Raw genomic sequence first — 24,654 nt, forward strand, 5'->3', positions numbered from 1 at the left:
CGGCGTTTTTATTAACACAGAAATTTATTCGGATGAGACATTTCACTCCCGAATTCTGAAATAGTAACTAATGATCACGAACATTCCCCAATCAGATACCATCACCACGTTACACTCTGATCAAAGTAGTCAGACTCCTGCTTTCCATCCTGATCTCCCCCCAGAATTGTCTCTCCCATTATCCAATCTGAGTGGTGTCTGTACAGTTCTTGTTGTGGATGATGAACCCCTGTTTCTTGATCTGACACGAAGGTATCTTGAAAGAATCGGATATATTCAGACAATCTGCTGCAATTCTGCGGTGGAGGCATGTTCAAAGATTCATGATCCTGAAATCGATGTTATCGTATCTGATTATGACATGCCTGGTATGAATGGGATCCAGTATCTCTCATGGCTGCGTGAATCGGGTTGTCATATTCCGTTCATTCTTTGTACCGGCAGAGGAAGGGAGGAGGTGGTTATTGAAGCCCTTAATTGTGGAGCATCGTATTATATCGGCAAGGGCTGTGACCCAAAACCAATGTATGCTGAGTTATGCAATGTTATCCGCCAGATATCATCGAATATCAGATCTGAAAAGGCTATTCGTGAGAAGGAGCATCTGATTGGATCCATCTTTCAGCATCTTCCAGATCCTACCTATGCAGTTGATCTCTCCGGAAAAGTTATTGCATGGAACCGGGCCATGGAAGAACTGACCGGCATCTCCCGGTTACAGGCTGAAGGAACAAACATAAACCACAGTTCATTACCATACATCCATGCACAAACCGGACTTCCAATTGAGATGGTTCTTGGTTTGAGAGTCGATCTTCCTGATCCCTTTGTTCTTCTTCTTCAGACACCAGGGATGGTGATGAGCGAGATCAGTGTAGTGAATGAGGATCTCAATACTGCGGTCTACTGGGTAAAAACCACTTCACTCAGATCAGAATCCGGCTATCTTATTGGAGCGATTGAGACAATCCGCGATGTTACTTCTGAAAAGAAGACTGAACATGATCTCAGGGCAAAGAGCCAGTATCATCGAAGCCTTGTAGAAACTCATATTGATCCCCTGATAACACTGGATGAAGATCTGGTAATATCAGATCTCAATCTTGCTGCAGAAGAGGTCATTGGAGATTTGAGAGAAAATATTATGGGAACACCCTTTCCTCATCTTTTCCAGGAGAGCAATTTTGTAGGGAAGGCCTGCACCAGAATTATGCATCAGTCTATGCAGATCCGGGATGTCTCTTTGGGCCTGATCACAAAAGAGGGCATAAAACAAGTCCTGCTCTTTGCAGTCCCCTGTACTGGAGATCTATTGCCGGGTGTAAGAATTTTTGTCGAACTTCATGAAAAACCCTTTTCAGGAACAGGGAGAGGGGACTCTGTTTCAGGGTCATGATGCTGATCTTCTTTTTCTGACTTTAATTCTACACAACCCATCCTGGTATTCCTGAACAATGGCGGAGGGACCCGGATACTGAACGATGCTCCTTCTCCGAACCTACCTGATTCCTCAATTCGCATTCTGCACGATGAGAGTATCTGATCACTCAGATAAAGCCCTAAACCTGAGTTCGTGCCATGACCCGGTCTGAAGATGGCATGTTTTTCTTCATCTGGTATTCCTGTTCCATCATCTGAAATGTATATGACCAGATCAGAATTATCATGGAAACACCCGCATCTGATTGTGCTTACCGTTTTTCCATGTCGTGCGGCATTTTCAAGAAGATTAAAGATAACTTTGTTTATCAGCGGATCACCATGCAGCTCAACTCCATGGAGGTTGTTTTCGATGGAGATCTTGGTAGTATCAAGGCCCTCGACAGCATTGTCAATAACTCTGCCGATGTCAAGCCATGTCCGTGTGGATGATCCAGGTATGAGAAGATCGCCTGTTCCTGATATCTGGCGATACATCGAGGTTGCAGTCTGCTCAATCCGGGAAACAATCTCTGCAGTTCCTGCCTCTGGTTTTTGTTCCTTGAGAAGATCAAGATACCCGTACAGTGCAGTAAGTGAGTTGAGAAGATCATGACGGGTCAGTGTAGAAAGCACCTTATACTGCTGACTGCTTCTCTGGATCGTCTCCTGAATCTCATCTGATGATACCTGCTCCTGTCTTATCTCCTTTTCTGCTAATGGGATGCCTGCATCCTGTAATCTGGTGAAGAGTTTCAGTGATGAACATGTCTTTTCTCCTGCTGGTGTTTGCAGGAACCGAACCAGATTTCCTATTGCTGCAGTAGTGACCGGTGTTAGTTCATGCTCAATAATGCATGCCTCGGCATTTGCGATATCGTTGGGAACCCCGATAAACTCAAAAAAGCGTCGCAGCATTTCATGGCGGATGTGAATTATTTCACCGTGAATACGACCTTCAGGTGTCAGGTATACACCTTCATACCGTTTCCAAACAACAAGATTCAGCGATGCAAGCCTTCCTACCATCTCAACAGCAGAAGAAGGAGATATCTGAAGGTTTTTTGCGATCTCGCAGGTGCGTGCATACCCACGGTTCTGACTTACTACAAAGATTGTTTCAAGATAGTCTTCCATTGTCTGCGACAACTTCAGTTTTGCAGGTTTCATATGAATTCCTCCTGAACAGGTTCATTCCTCGTTCTGTAACCTCTATCCGTACCGGGGTGTTAGCCTGTACTGCTTTGCAGGAGCAGGAGCAATGTACGCATCTGGTTCCGTTCTTTTCACAGGCACATGTTCCATGTTCCTGTTCGCATTTTTTCAGATACCCGGTGCTGCAAAGCAGGGATATCCATCCATGTACAGAACTGATGGGGAGATTCAGTTCTGAGCTGATATCAGTGAGCATACACCCTCCCCGGGAGTTGATGAATCCGAGAACTTCAAGACCTTCGCTCATCATAACTCACCTTCCTGTGAACATCCGAAGAGAAGATTCCTGATTCCCGGATAAGCGGGTATGGCAAGCAGAGCTGCCCAAATAAATCCTGAACTGATGAGAGCAACCGGTTCTGCTGCCTCTCCTTCAATCATGAGTGAGAGAAGATTTGCACCAGATATAATAACTGAGCAGACTCCGAATATCAGGATCAGAATAATCCCGGTGTATCCAAACTGGACCCATCGTGCATGATCGCGTGATCCTTCATACAGCCCAGTTGCCAGAAGGGCTCCGAGGAGGAGCAGGATGCATCCTCCCGGGATATCCGGAGTTACAGGAATCCCTTCTATCCCAATGCCTGAAATGATCGCAAGTATACCACCGAATACGGTTACGACTGTGAGAACCACAGTCCAGGCATACAGATTTTTATGTGGAATGCTGTTGATTGACATATTTATGCTCCAATGATGAGCGTTGCGACGATCCTGGTTACCCCGGCCAGGACAAATGCTACAAGAATACCCCAACCGAGAGCGATTCCTGTCCATTTCCAGGATCCCATCTCCTGTTTGATGACTCCGAGGGTTGCAACACATGGAAGGTAGAGAAGGACAAAGACCATGTAGGCAAGAGCCGTTGCTGGTCCGAGTGCCGGATCACCTGCAAGGGCTGCCGCGAGTGAGTCTTCACCACCGTACAATGTTCCAAGTGATCCGACAACGACCTCTTTTGCGATGAATCCGAAGATGAGTCCGACTACAAGTTGCCAGGTAAAGCCTAGTGGTGCGAAGATCGGTTCTGCCAGGTGACCGAGTGTGCCTGCAAGACTCTCTGCTGATCCATACTCAACACCGAATGGAAGGGTTGCAAGGATCCAGACAACGATGACACCGCCGAATATGACTATCCCAGCCCGCTGCAGGTACTCTTTTCCCCTGTGCCACATGTGTAAGGCTGCTGCATGGAGTGTCGGGCTCCGGTATGGTGGAAGTTCCATGATGAACGGAGAAGGGTCATCGTGAAATACCAATCTTCTAAAGAGCAAAGCGGTTCCGATCGCTGTCAGGATGCCGAGTATATATAGGAAGAAGATCACGGTCCCTGCCTGAACCTCGAAGAAGATGCCTGCAAGGAGAACATATACCGGAAGGCGAGCAGCACATGACATGAACGGTATCGAGATGATGGTGATTATCCGATCAGCCCTGCTCTGGAGCGTTCGTGTTGCCATGATCGCCGGGACATTACATCCGAACCCGATGAGGAGCGGAATAAACGAACGGCCATGAAGTCCGATCGAATGCATCAGCCGGTCCATGACAAATGCTGCCCGTGCAAGGTACCCTGAATCTTCGAGCAGTGAGAGGAGCAGAAACAGAATGAAGATGCTCGGGACAAAACTGAACACTGTTCCGACTCCTCCGATAACTCCCTCAGAGAGGAATGAGGTCACAGTCGGATCAAGTCCGATCTCTCCAAGTGATTCTGTGATACCTCCGAACAGGATCTCAAGTCCCGATGCCACCGGTGCCGAGGCACTGAATGTCAGTTGAAATGCGAACCACATGAACGAGAGAAAGATCGGAATTCCGAACCACCGGTGTGTCAGGACCTGATCGAGCAGGTCAGTCGGCATCACCCTGCACATGGAGCAGCAGACTGCACAACTGGTCACCTTTTCAGCAGCCTTGTACCGGGCCAGCATAATCTCCTGAATATGTCCATCGACTTCTGCTGGATCGCAGGTGTCGATGACCGGAATTGTTACCCCTGCCTGATGGAGTCGATCTGATAGGGGCTGATCTCCTTCAAGGAGCCTGATTGATGCATATTCAGGGGTCAGGTTTGTTAGGTGCTCTCGATGATTCTGTATTACTCCGGTGATTGCATCCAGATGGGCAGTTATCGACGCTGGATAGTGGACAAGTGGGGTTCTTTTTTCTCCTGCTTTCCCTGCTTCACTGACAATGGTCCTAACCAGTTCATCTACCCCGGTTCCTTTACTGGCCACGACCTTTACAACCGGATATCCGATGTTTTTTGACAGGCAGGCTGCATCGATTGTGATACCTGATTCCTGTGCAAGGTCAACCATGTTCAGGGCGATGATCATCGGTAGACCGATCTCTGTCAACTGAGTAGTCAGGAAGAGGTTCCGTTCTATGTTGGTTGCATCCACGATCTGGACAATAACGTCCGGATTAGAGGTCAGGAGGGCATCACGTGCAACCTGTTCATCAGGCGTGAATGCACTGAGGCTGTATGTTCCCGGTAGATCAGATATTCTGAGAAGATCTGAGCCGCTCTTTCTGGTTCCTTCTTTTATGTCAACGGTGACTCCAGGGTAATTTCCCGTGTGCTGGTATACCCCACAGAGTGTGTTGAACAGGGTTGTTTTACCAACGTTGGGATTTCCTGCAAGGAGGACTTTTATTTCCGTCATGCTGCACCTGAAACCGGTTTTACGAGTACCATGCTTGCAGCTCCTGTTCCAAGGGCATACCGGCTTCCACGAACCCTGACGATGACCGACTCATTTGCTTTCTGGATAATCATGAGTTCTTCTCCAACAGAGATTCCTAATTGGCTCAACGTACTGGCAAGGTATCCGGTTCCTGATATGTGTTCAACCCGTACGTGATCTCCTTCTTTCATCAGGCTGAGCGGGACCATGTTACATCTCACCTTCTGGTGAAACGGTTATCATCGCGGCTTCGGATCTTCTGATCGAGAGTTTGTATCCCCTGATCTGGCATTCTGCCGGATCACCGAGCGGTGCCCAGCGAATCAGTTTGAGTGTTGAACCAGGAATTACACCCATCTCCATCAGTCTTCGCTTGATCATTGGATCCCCTGCGATTCCGGTGATAACAGCGGAAGTCCCAGGGGCTATATTTTCAACAGTTGTAGTTTTCATATTTGATCTTATAAGTTTCGACCAATCTAAATTTGCTCGTTCAATCATATAAATCTTAATGCAATTGATCTATTATGGTACTAAAAAAGCGCTGGATAAAGCTCTTTTACGATTTATCGCTGATCACGCGGAATGAGCAATCTCATAATGCTGTGCAAAATCTGCTATAGTCGGGAAAAATGTGCGGGGGTAGTTTCGGATCCCTCTTTCGATCCTTACATGATGAGGGCAGGTGTAATAGTCTTCGAAATGGCAATGAGAATATATACGTCCGTGATACCCGGACAAGGAGGCACAAAAAAATTGGACATCTAGTGGACAAGAGAATTCATGATGCAATACCTGCCTGATTGCAACTCATCAGCGATAATGTTCAGTACGATCGCTCCTCTCCAATTTCTCGGTTTTTATACATAGCAGTATCCCTTTTTCTCTCACTCGCATGATATGGTTCCATTCCATTGTGACTGTAGTATCAGGGCTGACGCATAATCAGCGTTGATCATTATCCCTTCAATTTGATCTCATATCTTCCATGGGACTGGTTCCAGTGAGCAATGGGAAAATACCTGGCCTGTAAATAGTTCGGGTATCCCCACAAAGCCTTACGGTGTAAGGGGATCGGTAATTGTTCTCGAAATATGAATAATAGTATAGGCGACCGTGATACCCGGGCCCTGGAGGTGACACTGGAAACGAGAAATCAGACTAAAACATGAGGAATTCGAATACCAATATCATCCATATCAAAACCACAAGCGGGAAAATCCCGAACATTCTCGCCTTTATGAATGTTCAGAGAAAAATGAGATGAGTCTTTTTTTTCGTTGATAGTGAGCTGAATTATCTTCTGACCAGTTTGTGACAGAAGTATTACATATGTTCGTTCACAGGCCATTTCCCTTGGTCCCTTCGGGTACAGTTCGTTTATCTGTTCGTATCTGGATCACTTCACAAAAAAGTGGTATTATCTGCGTAAACAGTAGTCTGGATCACTCTTCTTGTACCGTATGAAACATACGGAGTGCTGGCCAGATGAATAAAACCGGGAGAGTTCCAACTCCGATGGCTATCCATTGAAACAGGGAAAGTGGCACAGTTCCGAACATTGATCCACCGAATTGTATGATGAGAATCTGAATACAGATGATCAATCCCATGATCCCGAAAAATACCGGGTTTCCTTTAAACAGAGGAGGCATCACCCCGTTAATTCCCCTGCAATTTATTCCGTTCCACACCTGTGCAATAACAAACCCTGCGAAGAAGGCAGACGCCTGTTCCTGTGGTGAATGCATAAAGGGGATTCCCAGCATAAGTGCCGCGATTCCGGCGACGATATAAATTCCGGCAGTTACCAGGATTGCCCTGACCATATACGGTGTGATCACTGAAGCCGACCTTGGGATGGGGTTTCGTTCCATGAGTGCCGGGTGAGGTGCTTCAGAACAGAGGGCGAGAGCTGCCAGAGAGTCCATCACGATATTGATCCAGAGTAACTGGATGATGGTAAATGGTGGGGCAAATCCGAGAAGTGGTGCTATGAAGGTCAGCAATGCTGCAGCAATATTGATTGTGAGCTGAAAGATCAAAAATCTCTGGATATTCTCATATAACGCTCTTCCCCACCAGATCGCCTGCTCAATCGTCGGGAAGGAGTCGTCCAGAAGAATGATGTCACTCGCTTCCCGTGCGACCTCTGTCCCGGCAATCCCCATGGCAAGACCTACATCTGCATTCTTCAGAGCAGGAGCATCATTTGTTCCGTCTCCGGTTACTGCAACCACCTCACCGTTTGCCTGAAGGGCCCGGACAAGCAGGAGTTTATCGTGAGGCTCTGACCTGGCGAGAACCTGAATATTGCCCGCAACTTCCTTTCGTCTTTCGTCTGACAACTCCCTGAACTCAGGACCGGTCATAACACTACCGGTTCCGAGAATGCCGGTCTCCCGTGCTATCGCAGATGCTGTCTCGGCACTGTCGCCGGTGACCATCTTTACCGTGATTCCTGCATCTTTGCAGGTCTGTACTGCATCCGGGACATCGGGGCGAACTTCATCACGAATTCCTACAAACCCGTCCCAGGTGAGAAGAACCTGATCCGGTTCTGATGAGTTGATCTCCCCATGAGCAAACGCCAGTGTCCGCATGGCCCTGCCTGCCAGATCGTGCAGATGGGTTAAATCAGGGACCGGATTACATTGTGCTCCGATAATCTCCGGTGCCCCTTTTACCAGAATAAACTGCCTTGTCCCGAGAGCGACAGTTGTTGACATCTGCTTCTTCTTTGAATTAAAAAAAATCTGGTGCAGGGGTGGCCAGGCATCTCTGATCTCCTGATACCCGATTCCGGCACGGTGAAGCCATCTGAGCAGGGCAGCCTCGGTAGAATTTCCAACCGTTATCAACTGCCCATCTACATGTTCCAGCTCAGCAGTACTGTTCACTGCAGCATTCAGGGAGATCCAGCCTGCAGGATCAGCAGGAAGACTTTGGACATCGACCGGAACTTCGATGGAAGAAGCAGCAACTTCCATCTGGTTCATGGTGAGGGTCCCGGTCTTGTCTGTACAGATAACCGTGACCGACCCGATGGTTTCACAGGCGATAAGCCGTCTGACCAGGCTCTTTGCCCGGGTCATCTTTCTCATCGTAAGAGCCAGGGATACTGTCACACTGACAGGAAGGCCCTCAGGAACAGAAACGACGATGATGACAACGGCAAACATGCAGGCATGCAGAAAGATCCTGAAGATATCAAAGGCTGATTCAGGTGGGGCTGCAAGAACCAGATCCTGAACCAGCACAAGAATAATGATCAGAGCTGCCATCACATATCCGAATCTGCTGATGAGGTGAGCAAGATCCTTTAATTTGACCTGAAGCGGAGTATCCGGCCGTGTCCCTTCGGTGAGCGATGCAGCGATCAGGCCCATCTTTGTATCATCCCCGACTGCAGATGCGATCAGGATTCCACGTCCAGACGTGATATATGAACTTTTCAGGGCTGTATCATTCTCTTTTTTCCCGACCGCCTCACTCTCGCCGGTGAATGCAGACTCATCCGCTTCGATATCGGATGCCTGGAGAAGGAATCCGTCAGCAGGGACCATATCCCCGGCTTCGAGCAGGATCGTGTCTCCAACTACAATATCCCTCATCGGAACTGTTGTCGGGCTTTTGTTTCGTATTACCTTGACAGCGGTGTCCTCACGCATCGCGTTCAATGCATCAAATTCCCGGTTACTTCTGAATTCAGTAATAAATGCAATACTGGTTGAGAGAATTACTGCAAGTGCAATGCCAATAGTATCAATAAGACTATTGCCTTCGATAATGGCAACGATGGCTGAGAGTGTTACCGCGATGAGCAGGATCCTGATGATGGGATCCTGGTATTTATCCAGGTATTGTTTCCATACAGGGATCCGTTTGGGTGGAGCTAGCTCATTCTTTCCGTACTTGTTCCGGGAATCAAGAACTTCCTCGGTGGAAAGACCATCTCTGCTAAACGTGCCCTGGTCCGGTGAGGGGATCATGGTGATCCATGATCATGTTGTATAGAGACATCAGAATACCGGTATACCTCATACGATGAGTTACCGGTTATGCCCCTTCTGGAATGATCTACCGGTGAGAGGTCTCATTGGTAGCTTATTGAATCATGGATCCTTTTTAGGTGAGAATACAAATAAAATCGTGATTATTCATGAAATGGCAACGTGATTCCGGACTTTCCGGAAGAATATTTCTCACATGGGTCCTGCTGTTACTTGTTTATCTGATCTTTATGGGAGTCCTCATGGCTCTGGGCCTTCCATCCATGTTCATCATCCTCATTGCTGTGGGGATGGGTCTTATTCAGTACTTCTTCTCTGAAAAACTTGTGATGATGACTACCGGTGCACGGGTTGTTGAAGAGGATGAATACCCTGATCTGCACCGGATGATCGAGAAGTTATGTATAGAAGCAGATCTACCAAAGCCTAAAATTGCAATTATGCAGTCGCCAATGCCGAACGCATTTGCGACCGGCCGTAGTCCTCATCATGCCCTTGTTGCTGTCACCGACTCTATTATGGTAACCTTGAACAAGGCAGAACTGGAGGCTGTTCTTGCACATGAACTGTCCCATATCAAGAACCGTGACATTCTGACGATGACAGTTGCAGGTTTTGTGGCAATGATCGCTTCCATGATCATGAACAACTTCCTGTTTGCTTCACTCTTCAACCGTGAACAGGGAGGAGCGTGGATTATTGCAGGAATTGTAGCAGCTGTAGTGTGGGTTTTTTCAACCATGCTTATGATGGCGTTGTCACGATATCGTGAATTTGCTGCAGATCGCGGTGCTGCCTTTATCACTGAAGATCCTGACGCGTTAATATCTGCACTCAAAAAGATCAGTGGAAGAATGGAACGGGTTCCTGTAGAGACCCGGGCAGCAGCTGAAGGTGTAAATGCCTTCTACATTATTCCAGCAATTTCCGGCCAGTCATTTGCTGCTCTTTTCTCAACTCACCCGGCATTAGAAAAACGGATTGAGAATCTTGAGAACGTTCGTAAAGAAATTCGTGGATATTAATCCTTTGAACTCTCTCTTTCGGTAAATTATCCAGGCTTTCCGGATAGAACTATTTTTATTAGCAAAAACCAGAGAGTATTTCTTTTCTGCGATTCAACGAGATATGACGTATGCAATATACCAATCTGGGTTTTGCATTTGGTTTTTTTCTCATCTCATTGAGTTTTCCCCTTGATTGTCCTATTCATGAGTCCAGGATCTCCCTTCCTGATGTATCAGGCAGGGAAGAGAATGAGACCGAGAATTCTCATCCTCGCCCGAGGGATAAGGCCGGAATGGATTACCATTCGGTATGGTCTGGCCTGTTTGCTGATATTGATCAGGCATATCGGACCCTTCTGAGACAGCTCAGAGGATACAGGAAGATAACAACCCATAATGTTCTGGAAAATGAGACCCGGAGAAAGATATTTGCCCTCATCTGCCTGAACCCGGGAATTGATCTGACCAGGCTTGCCCTGCTCTGTGAATGTAATGAGAGAACACTGCGGTACCATATCAATCAGATCGCAGAAAAGGACTACATTACTGTCTATGACCAGGGAAAATCATTTCATTTCTTTGAGAACCATAATGAATTCTCGTTAAAAGAACAGAGGTTTTTGTCATATTATTCGTCAGGCCAGACCGGAAAAATACTTTCATTGATTCATCAAAAGCCGGGAGTTACCCGCCGGGAACTCGCTGATCATCTTGGTGTATCCAGTCCCACCGCTACCCGCATGGTTCAGATCCTGGTACATGAAGAGTGTGTGCACCTGGTAAAAGAAGGAAAGTACACAAGACACTTTCTGACCGGCGACTCCTGTTCCATCATTCAGAGAATAATTCCCGCGTGAATCACCTCTGTTCAGCAACAGATTCTGCGATTTTTTTCATACGCAGGTATTTTTTCTCTCCCTCTAAATCTATAATATGGCTGCTCTTCGTGATTTTCCACAGATTGATCGGTTTCTTTTTCTCGGAGCGTGCTGTTTTATTATTCTGACCGGGCTGAAGATGGCAGGCGGTTTTATCGGTCCACTTCTGATCTCAATATTTGCTGCAATCATATTCTCCTTCGTCTCCTTATGGTTTCAGAAGAAAGGATTCTCCATCCGTACATCCGGATATATTGCTTTTACTATCTTTGTCGCCTGTCTAGTCATGGTAGGTGCAATCATAGTGCTCTCGATCTCTCCTCTCATCAGTCATCTACCAAAAATATCAGAGGGGATCAATTCAAATATTCATATTCTTCAGGGATCCCTCTCTCAATTCGGGATAGATCTTGGGACAATACTTCCTGTAACCCAGATGACCGGCTCACTCTCATCTTTCTCTCCTGACGCTGTTTATTCTGTCATCGGTCAGTTTTCAACGCTATTTATCGTCCTTTTTACAACACTCTTCCTTCTTCTGGAAGCAACATCATTCTCCCGAAAAATCAATTCAATTCTTGGATCCCAAAAGCAGGAACTCGCTGACCAGATCAATGAATTCGGGTCTATCGTATTAGATTATGTCATCATCAGGACAAAAGTGAATTTAGTTACCGGAGCAGGGTTTGGCATTGCCCTTGTTTTACTGGGAGTCCAGGATCCCCTGTTATGGGGGGTTATGATGTTTGTACTGAACTTCGTTCCCTACATCGGGTTTCTCATCGCAGTTATTCCCCCTGCAGTTCTGGCCCTTATTGATATCAGTCCCCTCACGGCAGGACTGGTGATAATCATTGCATCCCTTGTAAACTTATTCTCGGAAAATATCCTTTTCCCTGAACTGGCCGGCCGGGGAATGGATCTTTCACCGGCAGTGGTTTTTATCTCCATGATCTTCTGGGGATATTTCCTTGGAGGATCCGGTGTAATTGTGGCAATTCCCCTTACCGTTCTCCTGAAGATGGTCCTGGATAGTTTCCCTGAAACCCAGTGGGCCGCTCAGTTCATAGGTCCCGGACCTTCTGAAGAAACGCAATAGAGTCGATCTTCCCGGGTATCAATCCAGTTCACAATCCCTTTTTTAGAACCCGATTTTGTAACATTACAGGATGAATCTATCAACCTGATGTGACACTGATCGAACCGGGGCAATGAAAGGTCAGAGCCTGCTCAGTGGCAGATGTACCTGTGTACCGTAATGTCGGGTGATACCGGCGATATGAAACCTGTACCGAATTGTGCTGTAAAAAAGAAAAATTAGGATTTAACCCTTAGTTCCGGCGCAGTGCAAGGAATGCAACTGCTCCGAGGCCTGCGAGTGCTGCCATTGCACCAAATCCTGGGGACTTCTTAGTCGGCTCAGGGGTTGGAACGGTGGTTGCCTTCTCGGTTGGCTTGCTGGTTGCTGCGGCAGTGGTTGCTACTGCGGTCGGCTTCTCGGTTGGAGTTGCGTTCTTTGCAGTAACATTTGCTGCTGGAGTTGCATTGGTCTTCTCTGCTACTGGTGCTGCTGGGGTGACTTTTGCTGCCGGGGTAGCTGCTGCTGCCGGAGCTCCGCCTGCCTCAACAACGTTGAACAGTGTAGTCTCAACTACATCACAGGTAACACCGGAAACACGGACGATGTACTCGTCTGGCTTGAAGGTGGATGCGTCAACGCTGAAGCTCCACTTGTTCAGACCGTCAGTGCCCTGCTGGACCTTGACAGTTCCGGTTGCGCCGCTGAACTCACCGCTCTGTGACTTGTCGGTCGGCTTGAATGAGGATGAAGTAACCTCAACGAGCAGATCGTTGTCGTCGTATGCCAGGTTGGTGGTACCGGCGATCTCGAACTTGGAACCTACCTTCTGCTCACCGATCGGGTTGATGGTGACTTTTGGCTCCTCTACGAGGAACTGCAGTTTGGTGTAGGTGTCGTCTACCATGGCGTTGTTGATTGCCTGGATGAGTGCCTCTGCTGCGTCAGTGCCCTGAAGTGCACCCTGACCGCCGATCTTGAAGAGCTGTGATCCACGGGTTGGGTATGAACCAAGGACATTCTGTGGGCTTAATGGGTTGTCTGGGTAGACATCGAACTCGTTGTTGTACATTGGGTGCTGAACAACGACGAAGTACTGACCTGCGTAGAGGCTCTTGGTGGTTTCCTTAGTGAGTTCGTATTCGAATGACATGTCATCATTCACGGACTCTGTTGCGTAGAGAACCTTGTTCTTACCAAGGATCCACAGTGCAATTCCCAGTGATGGGTCGCCTTCTGCGGTACCTCTGACGTAGAGCTTGTCACCCTTTGCAACGACTGAGCCGGATGCAGTTGCCTGGATGTACGGCTTCTTGATCACGAGTGAGACAGTGTCATACTGTGCATCATTCAGGTGATCCTTGTCGTTTGGTGCACTTACTGCGTAGATAGTGTAGGTTCCTGCATCCATCTCGAGGTTTGCAGTCTGCCACTTGTACTCGTAAGTGTCATCGTCCTGAACATCAGCTACATCGAATGACTGTGGCTGGTTGTTGTTGACTTCCTTCTTTGGAGACTTGAGCATTGCTCCATTTGTTGGAAGGTTTGGACCAGTGATGAAGAGATAAGTAGTGTCAGTCTCGGAGTTTGTTCCGGAGAGTTTGACTTCCTCACCAAGGTAGTAGCTCTGATCGCCTGCAGCGACGATGGTGACATCGCCCTTCTCTACCTTGATATCGACCTCATCGGACTTGTACTGGTTGCCGGACTTGCGTTCGACACGTACGGTGTACTTCTTGTCCTTGGTGTCCTTGGTTGTCTTGAACTCAACGGTACGAGTACCACTGGAGTTAAGTTTTACCTGTGCGTAGCACTTGGTTCCGTGGTAGTCTGGATCGTCGGGGACATCTTGCTTAACGCTCTTTCCTGCGCCACCCTCGTACTGGTATTTACCAATCTCGTATGGGCCTGCCGGGTCGTCCTGCTTAACATTGTCCTGAGCTGTCAGGATCATTGGTGGCTGGTCGCCGGTTGCGCCGGTCATGGAGCTGGTGCCCTTTACCCAGAGAACATACTGGGCGTTTGGAACACCAGTGATGGTGACGGAGAACGGATTGCCACGGACTACTGTGTCCTTGTTGGCTTCGATCTTAACCTGATCGGTGGCAATCTGGACGCTCTTAACTGCGGAAACAGTCTTTCCGGTGTAGTCAGAGCCGTCAGGAGCCTTGTACTGGTCCTTCATTGCGTTGGCGTTACACTCTGCCCAGACAGTGTACACACCGGCCTTGTACAGGCGGTTGTTGTTCTTGTCTTCAGCTGCAGTGTTCCAGCCGTCGTTCTTTGCATACTTGGAATGATCGCTGCCTTCTCCGACCCAGTACCAGAGCTGGTTGTTAATGGTCAGAGCGTTGAGTGGCCACTCTTTGCCGTTGTTTCCAACGAGCTGCTGGTAGACACCGCCGTCTGAGGTCTTAACCTTCAGCTTGAATGGGCCATCAGCTGCCTGGTATCCTGGACGGGATGCAATGCTCTGCATGTTGGTTTCAACTGCAAAGTTTGCATAGTTCCCGACTGGAATTGCCTTGCCGGTGATATCCTCACCTGCAGTTGCGTCCCAGACCTTCAGACTGAGGGATGGTTCCTTCACGTTAAATGCTGGAGCTCCCTTTGCAGTCTGATTTGCGGTTGCCTGTCCATTCCACTGGTACCAAATACCGGTCTTACCAACGAAGATGTCTGGTGAGACGTAAAAGGTCTTTGGATCAGAGATAGTCTGAATGTCAGCAGGCTGCTCAGTGTCTGAGTTGCTGCCTGGCTGCCACCATGCAATCTGCTTGGCGCTACCGGAAGCTGCGGTCACATCAAGGTTCTTTTCTCCAAGGAAGACATCTCCTCCCTGGCTGACCTTGTTGAGTGCTGCAGATGCCGGAAGTGCAATAAATGCACATGCGACAAGCACCATCATTACTACTACGATTCGTGCGTTCATTACATGTCCTCGAACAGTCCGAGTATACTTACACGCCCACCATTATTTAGACAACAATGTAGGCACTATACATTTATTTTCAATAAATATAGTGGTTGTCTATCGGTGCCGTACCCGAGATATAGCCGGACAATCCTTAATTATGTCCTGAAAAAGTGGGATTTCGGGTTTTTTCATGAAAACTGTGTCGACTTCTTTGACCAGTATTGCATGAATATGAACAGCCTTCGGGATGGATCGATCTCCTATGTACCTGATACCGCCGCAGCTCTCCGCTGCCTTATAATACTTATGGGATCCCGCTCTATGATCTGCAACCTCTCAAAAGATTATTGGTCTGGGGCTCCTGGCAGCATCCGGTTACTGATACCATCTTCTCTCTTGGCAGGAGGAGGTCTCCCCGGCGGACAAGTTTCCCTCCTTCCATGTGTTCGGTAATGCTCCCGTCCAGGATATAATTTCCACAGATAAGAGAATTTTCTGCAGGCGTGACCCCATTCCCATCCGGTTTTGCAGTGGGTATGATCAGGGGGATATCACGTTCTTCATCAGCAGTGATGGTCGGGAGCTGTGCCATCCCACTCAAGTATGTGGTGATTCCTGTCGGACTTACGAGCCTGATGGTGATATATCCGTCTTCGAGTGCCCGAAAGCCACTGTTTCTGACCCTGAGCATGGTGAACACCGGATCTCCTCCGTGGATCTCACCGCTGAGAAGTCTGAACACAACCTGTTCGATGACCGGTACTGTCTCAGTCTCGTTTTCTCCGCCGGTGAGGGTGGAGGGATCGATGGCTCCCGGGGTAAGGGTGATTGCACCTTCCATCTCTGGCGGTACTGTCGCGGTTGGCTGGGCTGTAAATGAGGTATTTTCCGTGGTCTCTACACTCAAATCCTGGCTGGATGAGGGCTCATATACAATGGTTGCAATTCCCCTTTTGTCTGACACGTCATTTTGAGCCCAGGTCTGGGGATTTGTATCACTCACCAGGTATGTTCCGGCTTTTATAACCTCACCAGGGTTGTACGACCAGTACACGTTCTCTTCTCCGTCGGTTCCGTTTATGCCAAACGCTCTCCATGGACCGTACACGGTTCCATCTGTATGGACCAGTGAGATCTTTCCTGGTGTATCCCCTTTCCCAAAGTTCCAGTGGTTTGTGGTGATCGAGAGGATCTTCATACAGGTTGTGAATGTGACCTGGGTTGGTTTATCAGGGCCACTATAGAGGGTATCATTATTTGCGTTGGTCCAGGTCTGCTGATCTCCGATTACGGGTGTTGCCGTACTTGTAAGCAACGTTATCACGATGAAAATCAGAATAAACCGGGTAACGACATCCATAGTCTCACTGAGATCTCAAAGTATTTAGCAGATCAATATCCTGCAGCCATCCAATGTTGAGCAACACTTTTCTTCTGCACCGGGTAACTACTATGTAGATCTGCGATTAATGGCAGCCTTGCCTGATCACGATCGACCGTCAGGAGATACACCCGAAAACCAGTACTGGTCTGAAATCACTCCCTGGACAAGAGAATCGTATCAGATACATATATGGATCTGTTTCTCCCGACTATTTTTTGATAATTATCAGAGGTTTCTGATGATATTTGCCTGTTTCTGAAAAAAGGGGAAAATTCCTGCGGTTCGCAGGTTCAGGATTTTTACCGGTTATGTCCTGGTTTTATCGCCGGACTTGCGAACCAGCCACGTAGCCCCGATGACAACAATGAGTGTCAAAAATATTCCTGTCAAAATGGCAATGATACTACCTGACGGTCCCATGGCTTCTCCGAGCGAATAATCCGGCATCGGTGCAGAGTATGAGAATGTACCCGTGCCGACTGCTTCCGGATCACCGTCTTCTGGTGCTGCTCCAGTCAGATCTTTCTGTCCTGATATCATGAGTGCTGTACTTTCAAGGCCATCCGGATCTCCTGATGCGAAAAAGACAGCGAGTACGCCAATGACCAGTGCAATGATAATTCCTACAATCAGGAATGTCTTGTTATCCATCATACGGCTGCCGCTCCTATGGTCGAACTCACGAGGTCAGGTCTGGCTTTTGAGAGGAGGTAAATGATACCGGCGGTGACAACACCTTCGATGAGACCGATGGCTGCATGGTAAATTCCCATGGCCATGAGTCCGGGAATAAGTGGGAACGTGCCGGCAAAGAACATCTCAAGTGCACAGGCAAGTGATGGGATCAGGCAGGCAAGCCAGGCCGCAAATCCTGCGGAGATGAACGGATTTTTAATGACTGTGTTTACACCCCGGTATGTATAGTACCCGACAAATCCTCCGATAACTCCCATATTGATGATATTTGCCCCCATCGTGGTGATTCCTCCATCACCGAAGATGACTCCCTGGATGATGAGGACAAGTGTAAGGATGAATATTGCCGCAAATGGAGATCCAAGGACGATAGCAGCAAGTGCTCCGCCGACCAGATGGCCGCTGGTTCCCATGCTCACCGGGAGGTTGAACCCCTGCAGGGCGAAGATACCTGCTGCAAGTACTGCCACAAGAGGAATCTTGTCCTCATTCATCTCGTTCTTTGCCCATCTGATTGCAAGTGCCAGGAATATGAGGGCGATAACCCAGTAGATGGCAGCCTGCGGGATTGGAATAAAGGCATCTGGAATGTGCATATGGGTGAATCTCTCTGTTGGTATTCAGTATGTTAGTACTAATTTCTATTTACGTGTGATCATTTCGTCTTCTGGTGATATCATATTGTAACTGATGAACGTACCACCATATCTATATTCGTTGGTTATGATCTGATCTGTTCTATCTGGAAAATGCTCTTGAATTTACTGAGATTACGAGAAAAATTGTTATATTCTTATTCAGTCTTGTTTTTGTCAGATTGGGGGTTCCATTTTTTGAGATCAGATTGATCGATTCTTGTATGAATGCGGCGATATTGTAATCATTATTTCATACATTCAATGAATTGTTCACACCAACTATGTTGTAGGAATCAGGTATGCTGCCGTAGATGCTGGGAGAAGGATGTAAGGGAAGATGAATGATCAGGTTTTGTGAGTACTGACAGAATGCAGGTCCCATCTTGATCTACCATCACTTCTGGCCAACCAGAAAAGCCATAGCATCAGAGTAGTGAAGGCAGTGTTCCGGTTTTGCATAAAGATTGAGATGAGATAAAACAGACAACGATTCTAATTTAATCGTCAGGTGTAGACAGTTCCTCAAAGGTTTTGAAACTTAAACCCTATTGGCTTCAGCCATCTCTACCTCGGAGTCATCATGATCACGAAACGACTCTGCTGCCATAATCTTTACTGCAGCCTGATCCACAGATATCTGAATTGGTGTTCTGGCAACCTTCTCTCCTCCCAGAATTACATACTTCCGTGGGACTGTCTCGATATACGCAGACTCAACCTGAAAGAGGCGTGATTCAGGAAACATAAGGTGTCGTCCCAGTAAGAATCCTATCCAGAACTTCAATCCCTGCCATCTGCTCATTGAGTCCATTGCAAAGATCAGAAGAGAGTTATTATCAATATGAGCTTCAGGCGATATCTTACGGGTTCCATAAAAACTGCCGTTCGCAATAATCAGTTGCCTCGTTTTGATCTGCTCTATTTTCTCACCGATAGTTATTGTACATTCAAAAATCTGCTGCGATAAGAGATATTTGGTCTCGTACATGAGATATGAACAGACACCAAGATATTTTTTGAAGACCCTCGGTGTTGCCGAGATAACGTCGCGGGAAAAACCAACCGTGGCAATATTGATGAAGTATTGGTCATTTACAACACCCAGGTCGATATCTACAACTTTCCCACGTGCGATTATATCAACAGCCCTTTCAAGGGTCATTGGTATTCCCATTGATCTGGCAAAATTGTTGGCAGTTCCCAGAGGAAGAATACCAAGAACAACATCCCGGTGAACGAAAGACTCCATCACCGAATTCATTGTCCCATCCCCTCCACCGATGATGATTAGACTATGGCCTTCATCGATGACATCCTGAACAATCTGCTTTATTCGCTCAGGTTTTCGAACAGGATATGATTCTATAACATCAATACCCCTCTCATTCAGGAGGTCCATGGCCTTGAAAAAGAGTCTTTCACCTTTACGTGAATGGGTATTTACTATGAGAACCGCTTTTTTTTCGCTGTGGATTATCTGTTCCAGTTTTCGTTTGGACTTCATATTGCCGGAATTTTTTGGATAATGATTTTGAAAAAAAGAGTTTTAGTCCTTACCAGATAGCGCTGATGTCGCGACTGAATGGATTATATCAGAGAGATAATCACTGGCCAGGTTCGATATTACCGACTCGTTGATATCAGAGAGGTTTTGGGTCTGACTTAATATAGACTCCTGCTTCTTCAGTGCAGTAACTGCTTTGTCACGAATCGGAACCACCTTATCTGATACCTGCATCGAGTTCAGATGATCAATCTCAGTTTTTATTACTCCCTGATATCCAGTCAACTCACTTTTAACCGAATTCCAGTCTTTTATCTTTACATCCTCGTTAATATGACCAATTCTGGTTACAGACTCATTCTGAAACTCCTGCAACGAGCTTACGAATACCAGGTCTTGTGAGTTTACCACGGAAGAACACCCTGATACTGCGATTGATCCGATTATCAGTACTCCAAGCAGAAAAACGCTATAAATTTCTTTCATACTGCACCTCTGTTATGAATGAGAAACCATATCTCCCATCATGTAAATGATATTACGATCGTGAATATGAAGTGTCCGGTTTGTAATGTTGATCTCCTGATGGGTGAAAGATTGTCCATTTCTATCGATTATTGCCCGCAGTGTAGAGGTATCTGGCTTGAAAAAGGGAAGTTGGATCTTTTATTGAATAGCGGGATGCAGGGATCCCATCAGAATACAGGATATTCTGAACGAGGATACAATTCGTACCAAGGGAAACACTCAGACCATGACCATAGCCATGATCACTCATATGAAGACCATCACTCTGACAAGAGTCATAAAAAGAAGTCATTCTTTGATGATATCTTCGGATAACTTCTATTTTGGGATATTCTCGCACAGTGATGGTTTTTGTGCATTCTCTCCGGTATTTGGCTCTACATGGATCGTGATATAGGCCCGGGGGAATTCGAGTTTCAGATCGTCCTCAAGGTGATCGGTAAGATCGTGTGATTGTTCCACCGACACGAATTTATCTACGACGAGGTGGAATTCGACAAATATTTCAGGTCCTGCTCTTCTAGTCCGAAGCCCATGATAACTGACGTAATCTGAATTGTGCTCGCAGATGATTTTTGTAATCCTTTGGACTTCATCATCCGTGAGGCTGCAATCAATGAGATCTTTATAGGATTTTTGTGTAAGATCATATGCCGCCTTTATGATAACTAGAGCGACACAAATGGCCACAATTGAATCCAGGATAGTAATGCCGGTCAGCCTGATCAAGATCAGACCTATGAGGACTCCAACTGATGTATAGACGTCTGTCCGCAGATGCCAGGCATCACTTTCAAGTGCAATAGACTCGGCCTTCTTTGCTATCTTCATGAGGCGCGATGATACATAGGCATTTGCAAGTGCTGATATTCCCATAACAGCCATTCCGGCGAGCATGAGTGTCGGATCAAGGGGTTCAGATGATGGCTCAAAAATTTTTCTGACCGCCTCATAGATGATCAAAGCTGCAGCAACGAAGATGAGAATGGCCTCAAATAACCCTGAAAATGATTCATATTTGCCATGACCAAAGGAATGATCATCATCTGGAGCCTGTGCAGACTTTTTTACTGAAAAATAGGCTACAACTGATGCGAGAAGGTCCATTCCTGAGTGGATTGCTTCGGATATGATACTGACTGATCCGAGGGCTAATCCAACGATCAGTTTCAGGATGACGAGGAATGTATTGGAGACTACAGAAAGAAGAGCTGTCTTTTCTTTTTCCTGATGAATTGATTGAGTATTATCTGCCATGATTTATCGAGAGACTTAATCCATAGGGATTCGGAGACGATAAGGTTATGTAAAATTGCATAACTCTAGGATATTTAAGTCTAATTTAAAAGTTTAATGATGGGGAGATTATTCCTATTCCTGATAGAGTTTAGGATAGTCAAAAAGTCAGGAGATAATAACCTATAGGTTTATGCTCCGAAGGATTTTAAAAACCTCCCACAAATATGAAACTTCAATCTGCCCATCTTTGATACGCTTTGAAAACCTCCTCTTTTGAAGAGAAGAAACTCGATACCCCAACCCGTTCTTCAAATTTATCCTTGATACGTTCATCCCTAACGTGGTCTTTCATATCATGGAAGAATTCGCATCCGTTTCATCACGTAGTTTCAGTACTGATGGTGCATAGGGTATCAACCGGACACTCTGGTTGTACATCATCACCGGTGAGGTTCGATCAGATTCACCGTTCATCGAATAAATGCCATATACAAAAAATACAATCCGATAAGGATGATTCCACCACCAATAATCCGGTCCATAGTATCACCACTCATCCGGGAATAATCCTTGATCTTCTTTCCTACTGCACCACCAAGGGAACTGATGACGATGAGTGGGATTGACAGACCTATTGCATAGATAAGAATCGTAAAAAATCCTTGCAATGCGGTCTGATTCAGAGCGATGTATGTCAGAACAATAAGAAGCATGGGGGCCCCTCTTCCTATTGTGATTGCCCCGAACGAGAGCCCGAGAAGAAACGATCCCGTCATGGTGTATGAGATCGGTGCCCTCAAAAAGTTGAAGATACTCCGGATCGGCGGTTTATAGACATGAAGAAGCTGCAATCCCATGAGAATGAGAATAATCCCACCAATTGACCAGGCAACTGTCTCGCTTAAGAAGAGCAGGTAATGCCCGATGTATCCGGCAATCAATCCAAGTGGGAGAAGCACAAGAATGGTTCCGATGCAGAAGGATATCGTGAGTTTGAGAATATTAGATAGAGACAATGATGTATTCCCGCTGGTGAGATACCCAATAAGTCCAAGACAGAGAACACTATTACACGGACATATCCCTGCTATCAACCCAAAAATGAATATTCCCAGAACTGATGGATCAAGTGTTGCCATCTCTACCTCCAGACGTTAACCAAAAATTGAAAGACCCAGGCATATGATCCTAAGTCTTCGCGAGTTCTTACATTAATTTCTGAAGTGAAGATTCATCGGAGCGGTGAATATCAAAGAGAACATGCCCGGGCAGTACTCCTGAAATGGGTTAAGACCCGTTCACCCCATGATAATGCCTGTGAATCAGAACTTGTAAAATGCGAAGAAGCATCAAAAGTCGTCATATCCTGTTTATATAGTCCTAGGATGAACTGGGTATCTGTAACCATGAGTCCGAACTTCAATGGGTTGTCTGAAATGTATTGGATGTAGTTCGAACAGGTCTTCATCTGTGACACTTGTGAAGCATACGGTTCGGCACGGAGTTGCCTATCTACCTCTGCTGTGATGATCATCTCTACAGGAACTCCATCCATCACCCGTGTTATGATATAGTGGAGATGGCCCGGGCTGATCATCGAAGATACCCAGTGAATCCGTCTCGCATTTTCAATTACGGCCTGATAATGTGCATATACCTGAAAAATCTCAACCGAGGTATCAGCAACAATCTGTGAGTTGCAGAGATCACTCATCTCATTGATGAACTGCTCCGGGATTCCGTCAAGATAATGCTCATGCCAGAACGTATCGTGATGAGTCAGAAGAGAAAAGAGTCTTGTAATTTCATTAATTTTCGTCTCAAATATCCTTCCGAGCGGAGTCAGGCAGTACTGGTACCTCTGGTTTGATATGAATGAGCGTTTTTCGAGTGCCCGGATTCTCGGAATAATTGCCTGGGATGAGGATCCGGTTATCGTACGCAGATCAGAAAGGGTCTTGCATCCTTCACCCAGGGAAAGAAGAATCTGCATCTGCAGTCGTGACCTGAAGATAGACTCGAGTCCAAGCCGGATATCGTTATAGGCGAAGAGGGGGGAGGTCATATTCCACGTGAGTGTATAGATCAGCCTTACCTATAAGAGTCACGATCTGATAACTGCTGGAAAAAAAGATCAGGATTCGAAAAGCCGCGAAAAGAACATCACAATAATTTTGTCTCTTCTTTTGGTTTTGGCACCTTCACAACGAGAACCCTGAAGACCGAACTGCTCTCGTTCAGCCATCGGTGAGGAATCTTTGCCGGACTCTCGATAAGCATATCCTTTGTGCAGGTCGCCTTCTCATCACCGATCTCGACGATACCGGTTCCTTCAAGCACGTAGAAGAAGACATCAACCGGCGTGATGTGTTTTTTCAGTGACTCCCCAGGCTGCAGGGTGATAACGACAGCCATGGCATTATCTGTATCATACACCTTCCGGGCATCCACATGATGCGGATTTGGTCCGGATACAACATTTGCGACATCTGTAATCTTCATAATGCTCACACGTTATCAAGGGGAATGTAGGGAATCAGGGAGAGCAGTTCTTTCTTCAATGCATTAATACCTTTTCGCTCCATGAACCTCGCTGTACGCTCCTTCCGGTTTGCCTGGTCCCGGTAATATTCGAGCAGATGAATGGTGCAGTCAACCACTTCATCTGACGAGAGACCCCAGGCGATAAGGTCACCAATCCGGGGTTTTGTCCCTCCGTTACCGCCAAAAAAGATCATCCATCCCCTGGTAGTTCCTACGATCCCAACATCCCTGATCTGGCTTTCACTGCAGCATCGCTGACACCCGGATACACCGATCTTCACCTTTGCAGGAAATTCCTGGGTCTTTAGACGCTTTTCGATCTGTTCTGCAAGAGCGATAGAGTCCTGAGAGCCATATCGGCACATCTCGGTTCCAAGACATGCCTGGACAAATTTAACACCCGATCGTATCTCTGGTTTTGCCAACGGTCCGAGATCCTCAAACACCTTTGGAACATCTTCTGCAGAGATCCCGGCAAGAATGATCCGCTGTCCTGAGGTGATTTTTATGACCGGGACATGATACTTCTTCCCGATGGCGGCGATACGTTCAAGATCTTCAGGAGTTGTCATCCCTGCTGGAATATGGGTCATGATCGCGTACCCTTTCCCGTCACGCTGAAGGAGCGCTCCGGTGGTTCCGGATGTCATCGGGATGTATTCTGCTCCTTCTTCTGAAAATACGTATTGTACATCTCTTCTCCGACACACTCTTTCGCATATTTACACCACTGAATACAGGAGAGGGTGTCATTATAGATGACAAAACCACAGTTGCTACAGGTGACCTGGGTATCATTAGAGAATATCTCAACCTCTTCTCCGCATTGCGGGCATTTTTTGATTGTAAGGGTCGGAGTCTTCAGATTTTTCGTACCAGGACAATGATCCAGAATCAT

Annotated in this window: 24 protein-coding genes; 5 read left to right on the top strand and 19 right to left on the bottom strand. The window is 46.8% G+C overall.

Annotated elements, in window-relative coordinates; genetic code table 11:
• Positions 1–70 precede the first annotated feature (70 nt).
• Entirely contained in the window at positions 71–1,396 is a 1,326-nt protein-coding gene (locus ACHZA2_RS14175; protein ID WP_319580253.1) for a response regulator, read from the top strand.
• Here ACHZA2_RS14175 and ACHZA2_RS14180 read toward each other — a convergent pair.
• From ACHZA2_RS14180 to ACHZA2_RS14210, 7 genes are all read right to left on the bottom strand, one after another.
• Positions 1,342–2,589: an ATP-binding protein gene (locus tag ACHZA2_RS14180; protein WP_319580254.1), complete on the bottom strand. Its 1,248-nt coding sequence runs from the start codon at positions 2,587–2,589 to the stop codon at positions 1,342–1,344. The genes ACHZA2_RS14175 and ACHZA2_RS14180 overlap by 55 nt on opposite strands.
• Positions 2,540–2,884, bottom strand: coding sequence for a helix-turn-helix domain-containing protein (locus tag ACHZA2_RS14185; RefSeq protein ID WP_319538209.1), 345 nt, complete (start codon positions 2,882–2,884; stop codon positions 2,540–2,542). The genes ACHZA2_RS14180 and ACHZA2_RS14185 overlap by 50 nt, the downstream gene beginning before the upstream one ends.
• On the bottom strand, positions 2,881–3,318 hold the full coding sequence (locus tag ACHZA2_RS14190; protein ID WP_319538208.1) for a hypothetical protein: 438 nt from the start codon (positions 3,316–3,318) through the stop codon (positions 2,881–2,883). The genes ACHZA2_RS14185 and ACHZA2_RS14190 overlap by 4 nt, the downstream gene beginning before the upstream one ends.
• Before the next feature lie 2 nt (positions 3,319–3,320).
• On the bottom strand, positions 3,321–5,309 hold the full coding sequence (gene feoB / locus ACHZA2_RS14195; protein WP_319580255.1) for a ferrous iron transport protein B: 1,989 nt from the start codon (positions 5,307–5,309) through the stop codon (positions 3,321–3,323).
• Positions 5,306–5,539: a FeoA family protein gene (locus ACHZA2_RS14200; protein WP_319580256.1), complete on the bottom strand. Its 234-nt coding sequence runs from the start codon at positions 5,537–5,539 to the stop codon at positions 5,306–5,308. The genes feoB and ACHZA2_RS14200 overlap by 4 nt, the downstream gene beginning before the upstream one ends.
• A gap of 1 nt (position 5,540) precedes the next feature.
• Complete coding sequence (locus ACHZA2_RS14205; RefSeq protein ID WP_319538205.1) at positions 5,541–5,783, bottom strand: FeoA family protein; 243 nt, start codon at positions 5,781–5,783, stop codon at positions 5,541–5,543.
• A 992-nt stretch (positions 5,784–6,775) separates the two neighbouring features.
• Positions 6,776–9,322, bottom strand: coding sequence for a calcium-translocating P-type ATPase, PMCA-type (locus ACHZA2_RS14210; protein WP_319580257.1), 2,547 nt, complete (start codon positions 9,320–9,322; stop codon positions 6,776–6,778).
• Between the two features lie 170 nt (positions 9,323–9,492).
• Here ACHZA2_RS14210 and htpX point away from each other — a divergent pair, with 170 nt between their 5' ends.
• From htpX to ACHZA2_RS14225, 3 genes are all read left to right on the top strand, one after another.
• Positions 9,493–10,368 carry a zinc metalloprotease HtpX gene (gene htpX / locus ACHZA2_RS14215; protein ID WP_319580258.1) on the top strand — a complete coding sequence of 292 codons (876 nt, stop codon included), beginning with the start codon at positions 9,493–9,495 and terminating at the stop codon, positions 10,366–10,368.
• Positions 10,369–10,478: 110 nt separating this feature from the next.
• On the top strand, positions 10,479–11,207 hold the full coding sequence (locus ACHZA2_RS14220) for a winged helix-turn-helix transcriptional regulator (protein WP_319580259.1): 729 nt from the start codon (positions 10,479–10,481) through the stop codon (positions 11,205–11,207).
• A gap of 76 nt (positions 11,208–11,283) precedes the next feature.
• Positions 11,284–12,327, top strand: coding sequence for an AI-2E family transporter (locus tag ACHZA2_RS14225; protein ID WP_319580260.1), 1,044 nt, complete (start codon positions 11,284–11,286; stop codon positions 12,325–12,327).
• 232 nt (positions 12,328–12,559) lie between these two features.
• On the opposite strand, the gene ACHZA2_RS14230 is transcribed toward ACHZA2_RS14225, so the two are convergent.
• The 6 genes from ACHZA2_RS14230 to ACHZA2_RS14255 all read right to left on the bottom strand — a co-directional run bounded on the left by ACHZA2_RS14230 (position 12,560) and on the right by ACHZA2_RS14255 (position 19,931).
• Positions 12,560–15,238 (bottom strand): MEMAR_RS02690 family S-layer glycoprotein, encoded by a 2,679-nt coding sequence (locus tag ACHZA2_RS14230; protein ID WP_319580261.1) that lies wholly within the window; start codon positions 15,236–15,238, stop codon positions 12,560–12,562.
• A 304-nt stretch (positions 15,239–15,542) separates the two neighbouring features.
• Positions 15,543–16,583, bottom strand: coding sequence for a hypothetical protein (locus ACHZA2_RS14235; protein ID WP_319580262.1), 1,041 nt, complete (start codon positions 16,581–16,583; stop codon positions 15,543–15,545).
• Positions 16,584–16,913: 330 nt separating this feature from the next.
• On the bottom strand, positions 16,914–17,261 hold the full coding sequence (locus ACHZA2_RS14240) for a PDGLE domain-containing protein (protein WP_319580263.1): 348 nt from the start codon (positions 17,259–17,261) through the stop codon (positions 16,914–16,916).
• Positions 17,258–17,899, bottom strand: a complete 642-nt coding sequence (cbiM, locus tag ACHZA2_RS14245) for a cobalt transporter CbiM (RefSeq protein ID WP_319538197.1) — start codon at positions 17,897–17,899, stop codon at positions 17,258–17,260. The genes ACHZA2_RS14240 and cbiM overlap by 4 nt, the downstream gene beginning before the upstream one ends.
• A 580-nt stretch (positions 17,900–18,479) precedes the next feature.
• Positions 18,480–19,445 (bottom strand): YegS/Rv2252/BmrU family lipid kinase, encoded by a 966-nt coding sequence (locus tag ACHZA2_RS14250; RefSeq protein ID WP_319580264.1) that lies wholly within the window; start codon positions 19,443–19,445, stop codon positions 18,480–18,482.
• Positions 19,446–19,487: 42 nt separating this feature from the next.
• Positions 19,488–19,931: a hypothetical protein gene (locus tag ACHZA2_RS14255; RefSeq protein ID WP_319580265.1), complete on the bottom strand. Its 444-nt coding sequence runs from the start codon at positions 19,929–19,931 to the stop codon at positions 19,488–19,490.
• 66 nt (positions 19,932–19,997) lie between these two features.
• Here ACHZA2_RS14255 and ACHZA2_RS14260 point away from each other — a divergent pair, with 66 nt between their 5' ends.
• Positions 19,998–20,288, top strand: a complete 291-nt coding sequence (locus ACHZA2_RS14260) for a zf-TFIIB domain-containing protein (RefSeq protein WP_394698642.1) — start codon at positions 19,998–20,000, stop codon at positions 20,286–20,288.
• 3 nt (positions 20,289–20,291) lie between these two features.
• On the opposite strand, the gene ACHZA2_RS14265 is transcribed toward ACHZA2_RS14260, so the two are convergent.
• The 6 genes from ACHZA2_RS14265 to ACHZA2_RS14290 all read right to left on the bottom strand — a co-directional run bounded on the left by ACHZA2_RS14265 (position 20,292) and on the right by ACHZA2_RS14290 (position 24,654).
• Positions 20,292–21,230: a cation diffusion facilitator family transporter gene (locus ACHZA2_RS14265; protein WP_319580266.1), complete on the bottom strand. Its 939-nt coding sequence runs from the start codon at positions 21,228–21,230 to the stop codon at positions 20,292–20,294.
• 452 nt (positions 21,231–21,682) lie between these two features.
• The gene (locus ACHZA2_RS14270; protein WP_319580267.1) at positions 21,683–22,351 is read right to left on the bottom strand and encodes a cytochrome c biogenesis protein CcdA; all 669 of its coding nucleotides are present in this window, start codon (positions 22,349–22,351) and stop codon (positions 21,683–21,685) included.
• Positions 22,352–22,461: 110 nt separating this feature from the next.
• Entirely contained in the window at positions 22,462–23,277 is an 816-nt protein-coding gene (locus ACHZA2_RS14275) for a transcriptional regulator FilR1 domain-containing protein (RefSeq protein WP_319538191.1), read from the bottom strand.
• 98 nt (positions 23,278–23,375) lie between these two features.
• Positions 23,376–23,714: a cupin domain-containing protein gene (locus tag ACHZA2_RS14280; protein ID WP_319580268.1), complete on the bottom strand. Its 339-nt coding sequence runs from the start codon at positions 23,712–23,714 to the stop codon at positions 23,376–23,378.
• Positions 23,715–23,719: 5 nt separating this feature from the next.
• Positions 23,720–24,406: an NAD(P)/FAD-dependent oxidoreductase gene (locus tag ACHZA2_RS14285; RefSeq protein WP_319580269.1), complete on the bottom strand. Its 687-nt coding sequence runs from the start codon at positions 24,404–24,406 to the stop codon at positions 23,720–23,722.
• Complete coding sequence (locus ACHZA2_RS14290; protein ID WP_319538188.1) at positions 24,403–24,654, bottom strand: hypothetical protein; 252 nt, start codon at positions 24,652–24,654, stop codon at positions 24,403–24,405. Before ACHZA2_RS14290 ends, ACHZA2_RS14285 begins: the two co-directional genes overlap by 4 nt.

The organism is uncultured Methanospirillum sp., assembly GCF_963668415.2.
Classification (GTDB): domain Archaea; phylum Halobacteriota; class Methanomicrobia; order Methanomicrobiales; family Methanospirillaceae; genus Methanospirillum.

What these genes read in the sequence shown, in the direction of transcription:
- ACHZA2_RS14260 (WP_394698642.1), top strand. Translation starts at nt 19,998, where the DNA reads ATGAAGTGTCCGGTTTGTAATGTTGATCTCCTGATGGGTGAAAGATTG.
- ACHZA2_RS14180 (WP_319580254.1), bottom strand. Translation starts at nt 2,589, where the DNA reads ATGAAACCTGCAAAACTGAAGTTGTCGCAGACAATGGAAGACTATCTT.
- ACHZA2_RS14190 (WP_319538208.1), bottom strand. Translation starts at nt 3,318, where the DNA reads ATGTCAATCAACAGCATTCCACATAAAAATCTGTATGCCTGGACTGTG.
- ACHZA2_RS14285 (WP_319580269.1), bottom strand. Translation starts at nt 24,406, where the DNA reads ATGACATCCGGAACCACCGGAGCGCTCCTTCAGCGTGACGGGAAAGGG.
- ACHZA2_RS14270 (WP_319580267.1), bottom strand. Translation starts at nt 22,351, where the DNA reads ATGGCAACACTTGATCCATCAGTTCTGGGAATATTCATTTTTGGGTTG.
- ACHZA2_RS14220 (WP_319580259.1), top strand. Translation starts at nt 10,479, where the DNA reads ATGCAATATACCAATCTGGGTTTTGCATTTGGTTTTTTTCTCATCTCA.
- ACHZA2_RS14255 (WP_319580265.1), bottom strand. Translation starts at nt 19,931, where the DNA reads ATGAAAGAAATTTATAGCGTTTTTCTGCTTGGAGTACTGATAATCGGA.
- feoB (WP_319580255.1), bottom strand. Translation starts at nt 5,309, where the DNA reads ATGACGGAAATAAAAGTCCTCCTTGCAGGAAATCCCAACGTTGGTAAA.
- ACHZA2_RS14280 (WP_319580268.1), bottom strand. Translation starts at nt 23,714, where the DNA reads ATGAAGATTACAGATGTCGCAAATGTTGTATCCGGACCAAATCCGCAT.
- cbiM (WP_319538197.1), bottom strand. Translation starts at nt 17,899, where the DNA reads ATGCACATTCCAGATGCCTTTATTCCAATCCCGCAGGCTGCCATCTAC.
- ACHZA2_RS14265 (WP_319580266.1), bottom strand. Translation starts at nt 21,230, where the DNA reads ATGGCAGATAATACTCAATCAATTCATCAGGAAAAAGAAAAGACAGCT.
- ACHZA2_RS14185 (WP_319538209.1), bottom strand. Translation starts at nt 2,884, where the DNA reads ATGATGAGCGAAGGTCTTGAAGTTCTCGGATTCATCAACTCCCGGGGA.
- ACHZA2_RS14230 (WP_319580261.1), bottom strand. Translation starts at nt 15,238, where the DNA reads ATGAACGCACGAATCGTAGTAGTAATGATGGTGCTTGTCGCATGTGCA.
- ACHZA2_RS14275 (WP_319538191.1), bottom strand. Translation starts at nt 23,277, where the DNA reads ATGACCTCCCCCCTCTTCGCCTATAACGATATCCGGCTTGGACTCGAG.
- ACHZA2_RS14235 (WP_319580262.1), bottom strand. Translation starts at nt 16,583, where the DNA reads ATGGATGTCGTTACCCGGTTTATTCTGATTTTCATCGTGATAACGTTG.
- ACHZA2_RS14240 (WP_319580263.1), bottom strand. Translation starts at nt 17,261, where the DNA reads ATGATGGATAACAAGACATTCCTGATTGTAGGAATTATCATTGCACTG.
- ACHZA2_RS14175 (WP_319580253.1), top strand. Translation starts at nt 71, where the DNA reads ATGATCACGAACATTCCCCAATCAGATACCATCACCACGTTACACTCT.
- htpX (WP_319580258.1), top strand. Translation starts at nt 9,493, where the DNA reads ATGAAATGGCAACGTGATTCCGGACTTTCCGGAAGAATATTTCTCACA.
- ACHZA2_RS14200 (WP_319580256.1), bottom strand. Translation starts at nt 5,539, where the DNA reads ATGGTCCCGCTCAGCCTGATGAAAGAAGGAGATCACGTACGGGTTGAA.
- ACHZA2_RS14210 (WP_319580257.1), bottom strand. Translation starts at nt 9,322, where the DNA reads ATGATCCCCTCACCGGACCAGGGCACGTTTAGCAGAGATGGTCTTTCC.
- ACHZA2_RS14250 (WP_319580264.1), bottom strand. Translation starts at nt 19,445, where the DNA reads ATGAAGTCCAAACGAAAACTGGAACAGATAATCCACAGCGAAAAAAAA.
- ACHZA2_RS14290 (WP_319538188.1), bottom strand. Translation starts at nt 24,654, where the DNA reads ATGATTCTGGATCATTGTCCTGGTACGAAAAATCTGAAGACTCCGACC.
- ACHZA2_RS14225 (WP_319580260.1), top strand. Translation starts at nt 11,284, where the DNA reads ATGGCTGCTCTTCGTGATTTTCCACAGATTGATCGGTTTCTTTTTCTC.
- ACHZA2_RS14205 (WP_319538205.1), bottom strand. Translation starts at nt 5,783, where the DNA reads ATGAAAACTACAACTGTTGAAAATATAGCCCCTGGGACTTCCGCTGTT.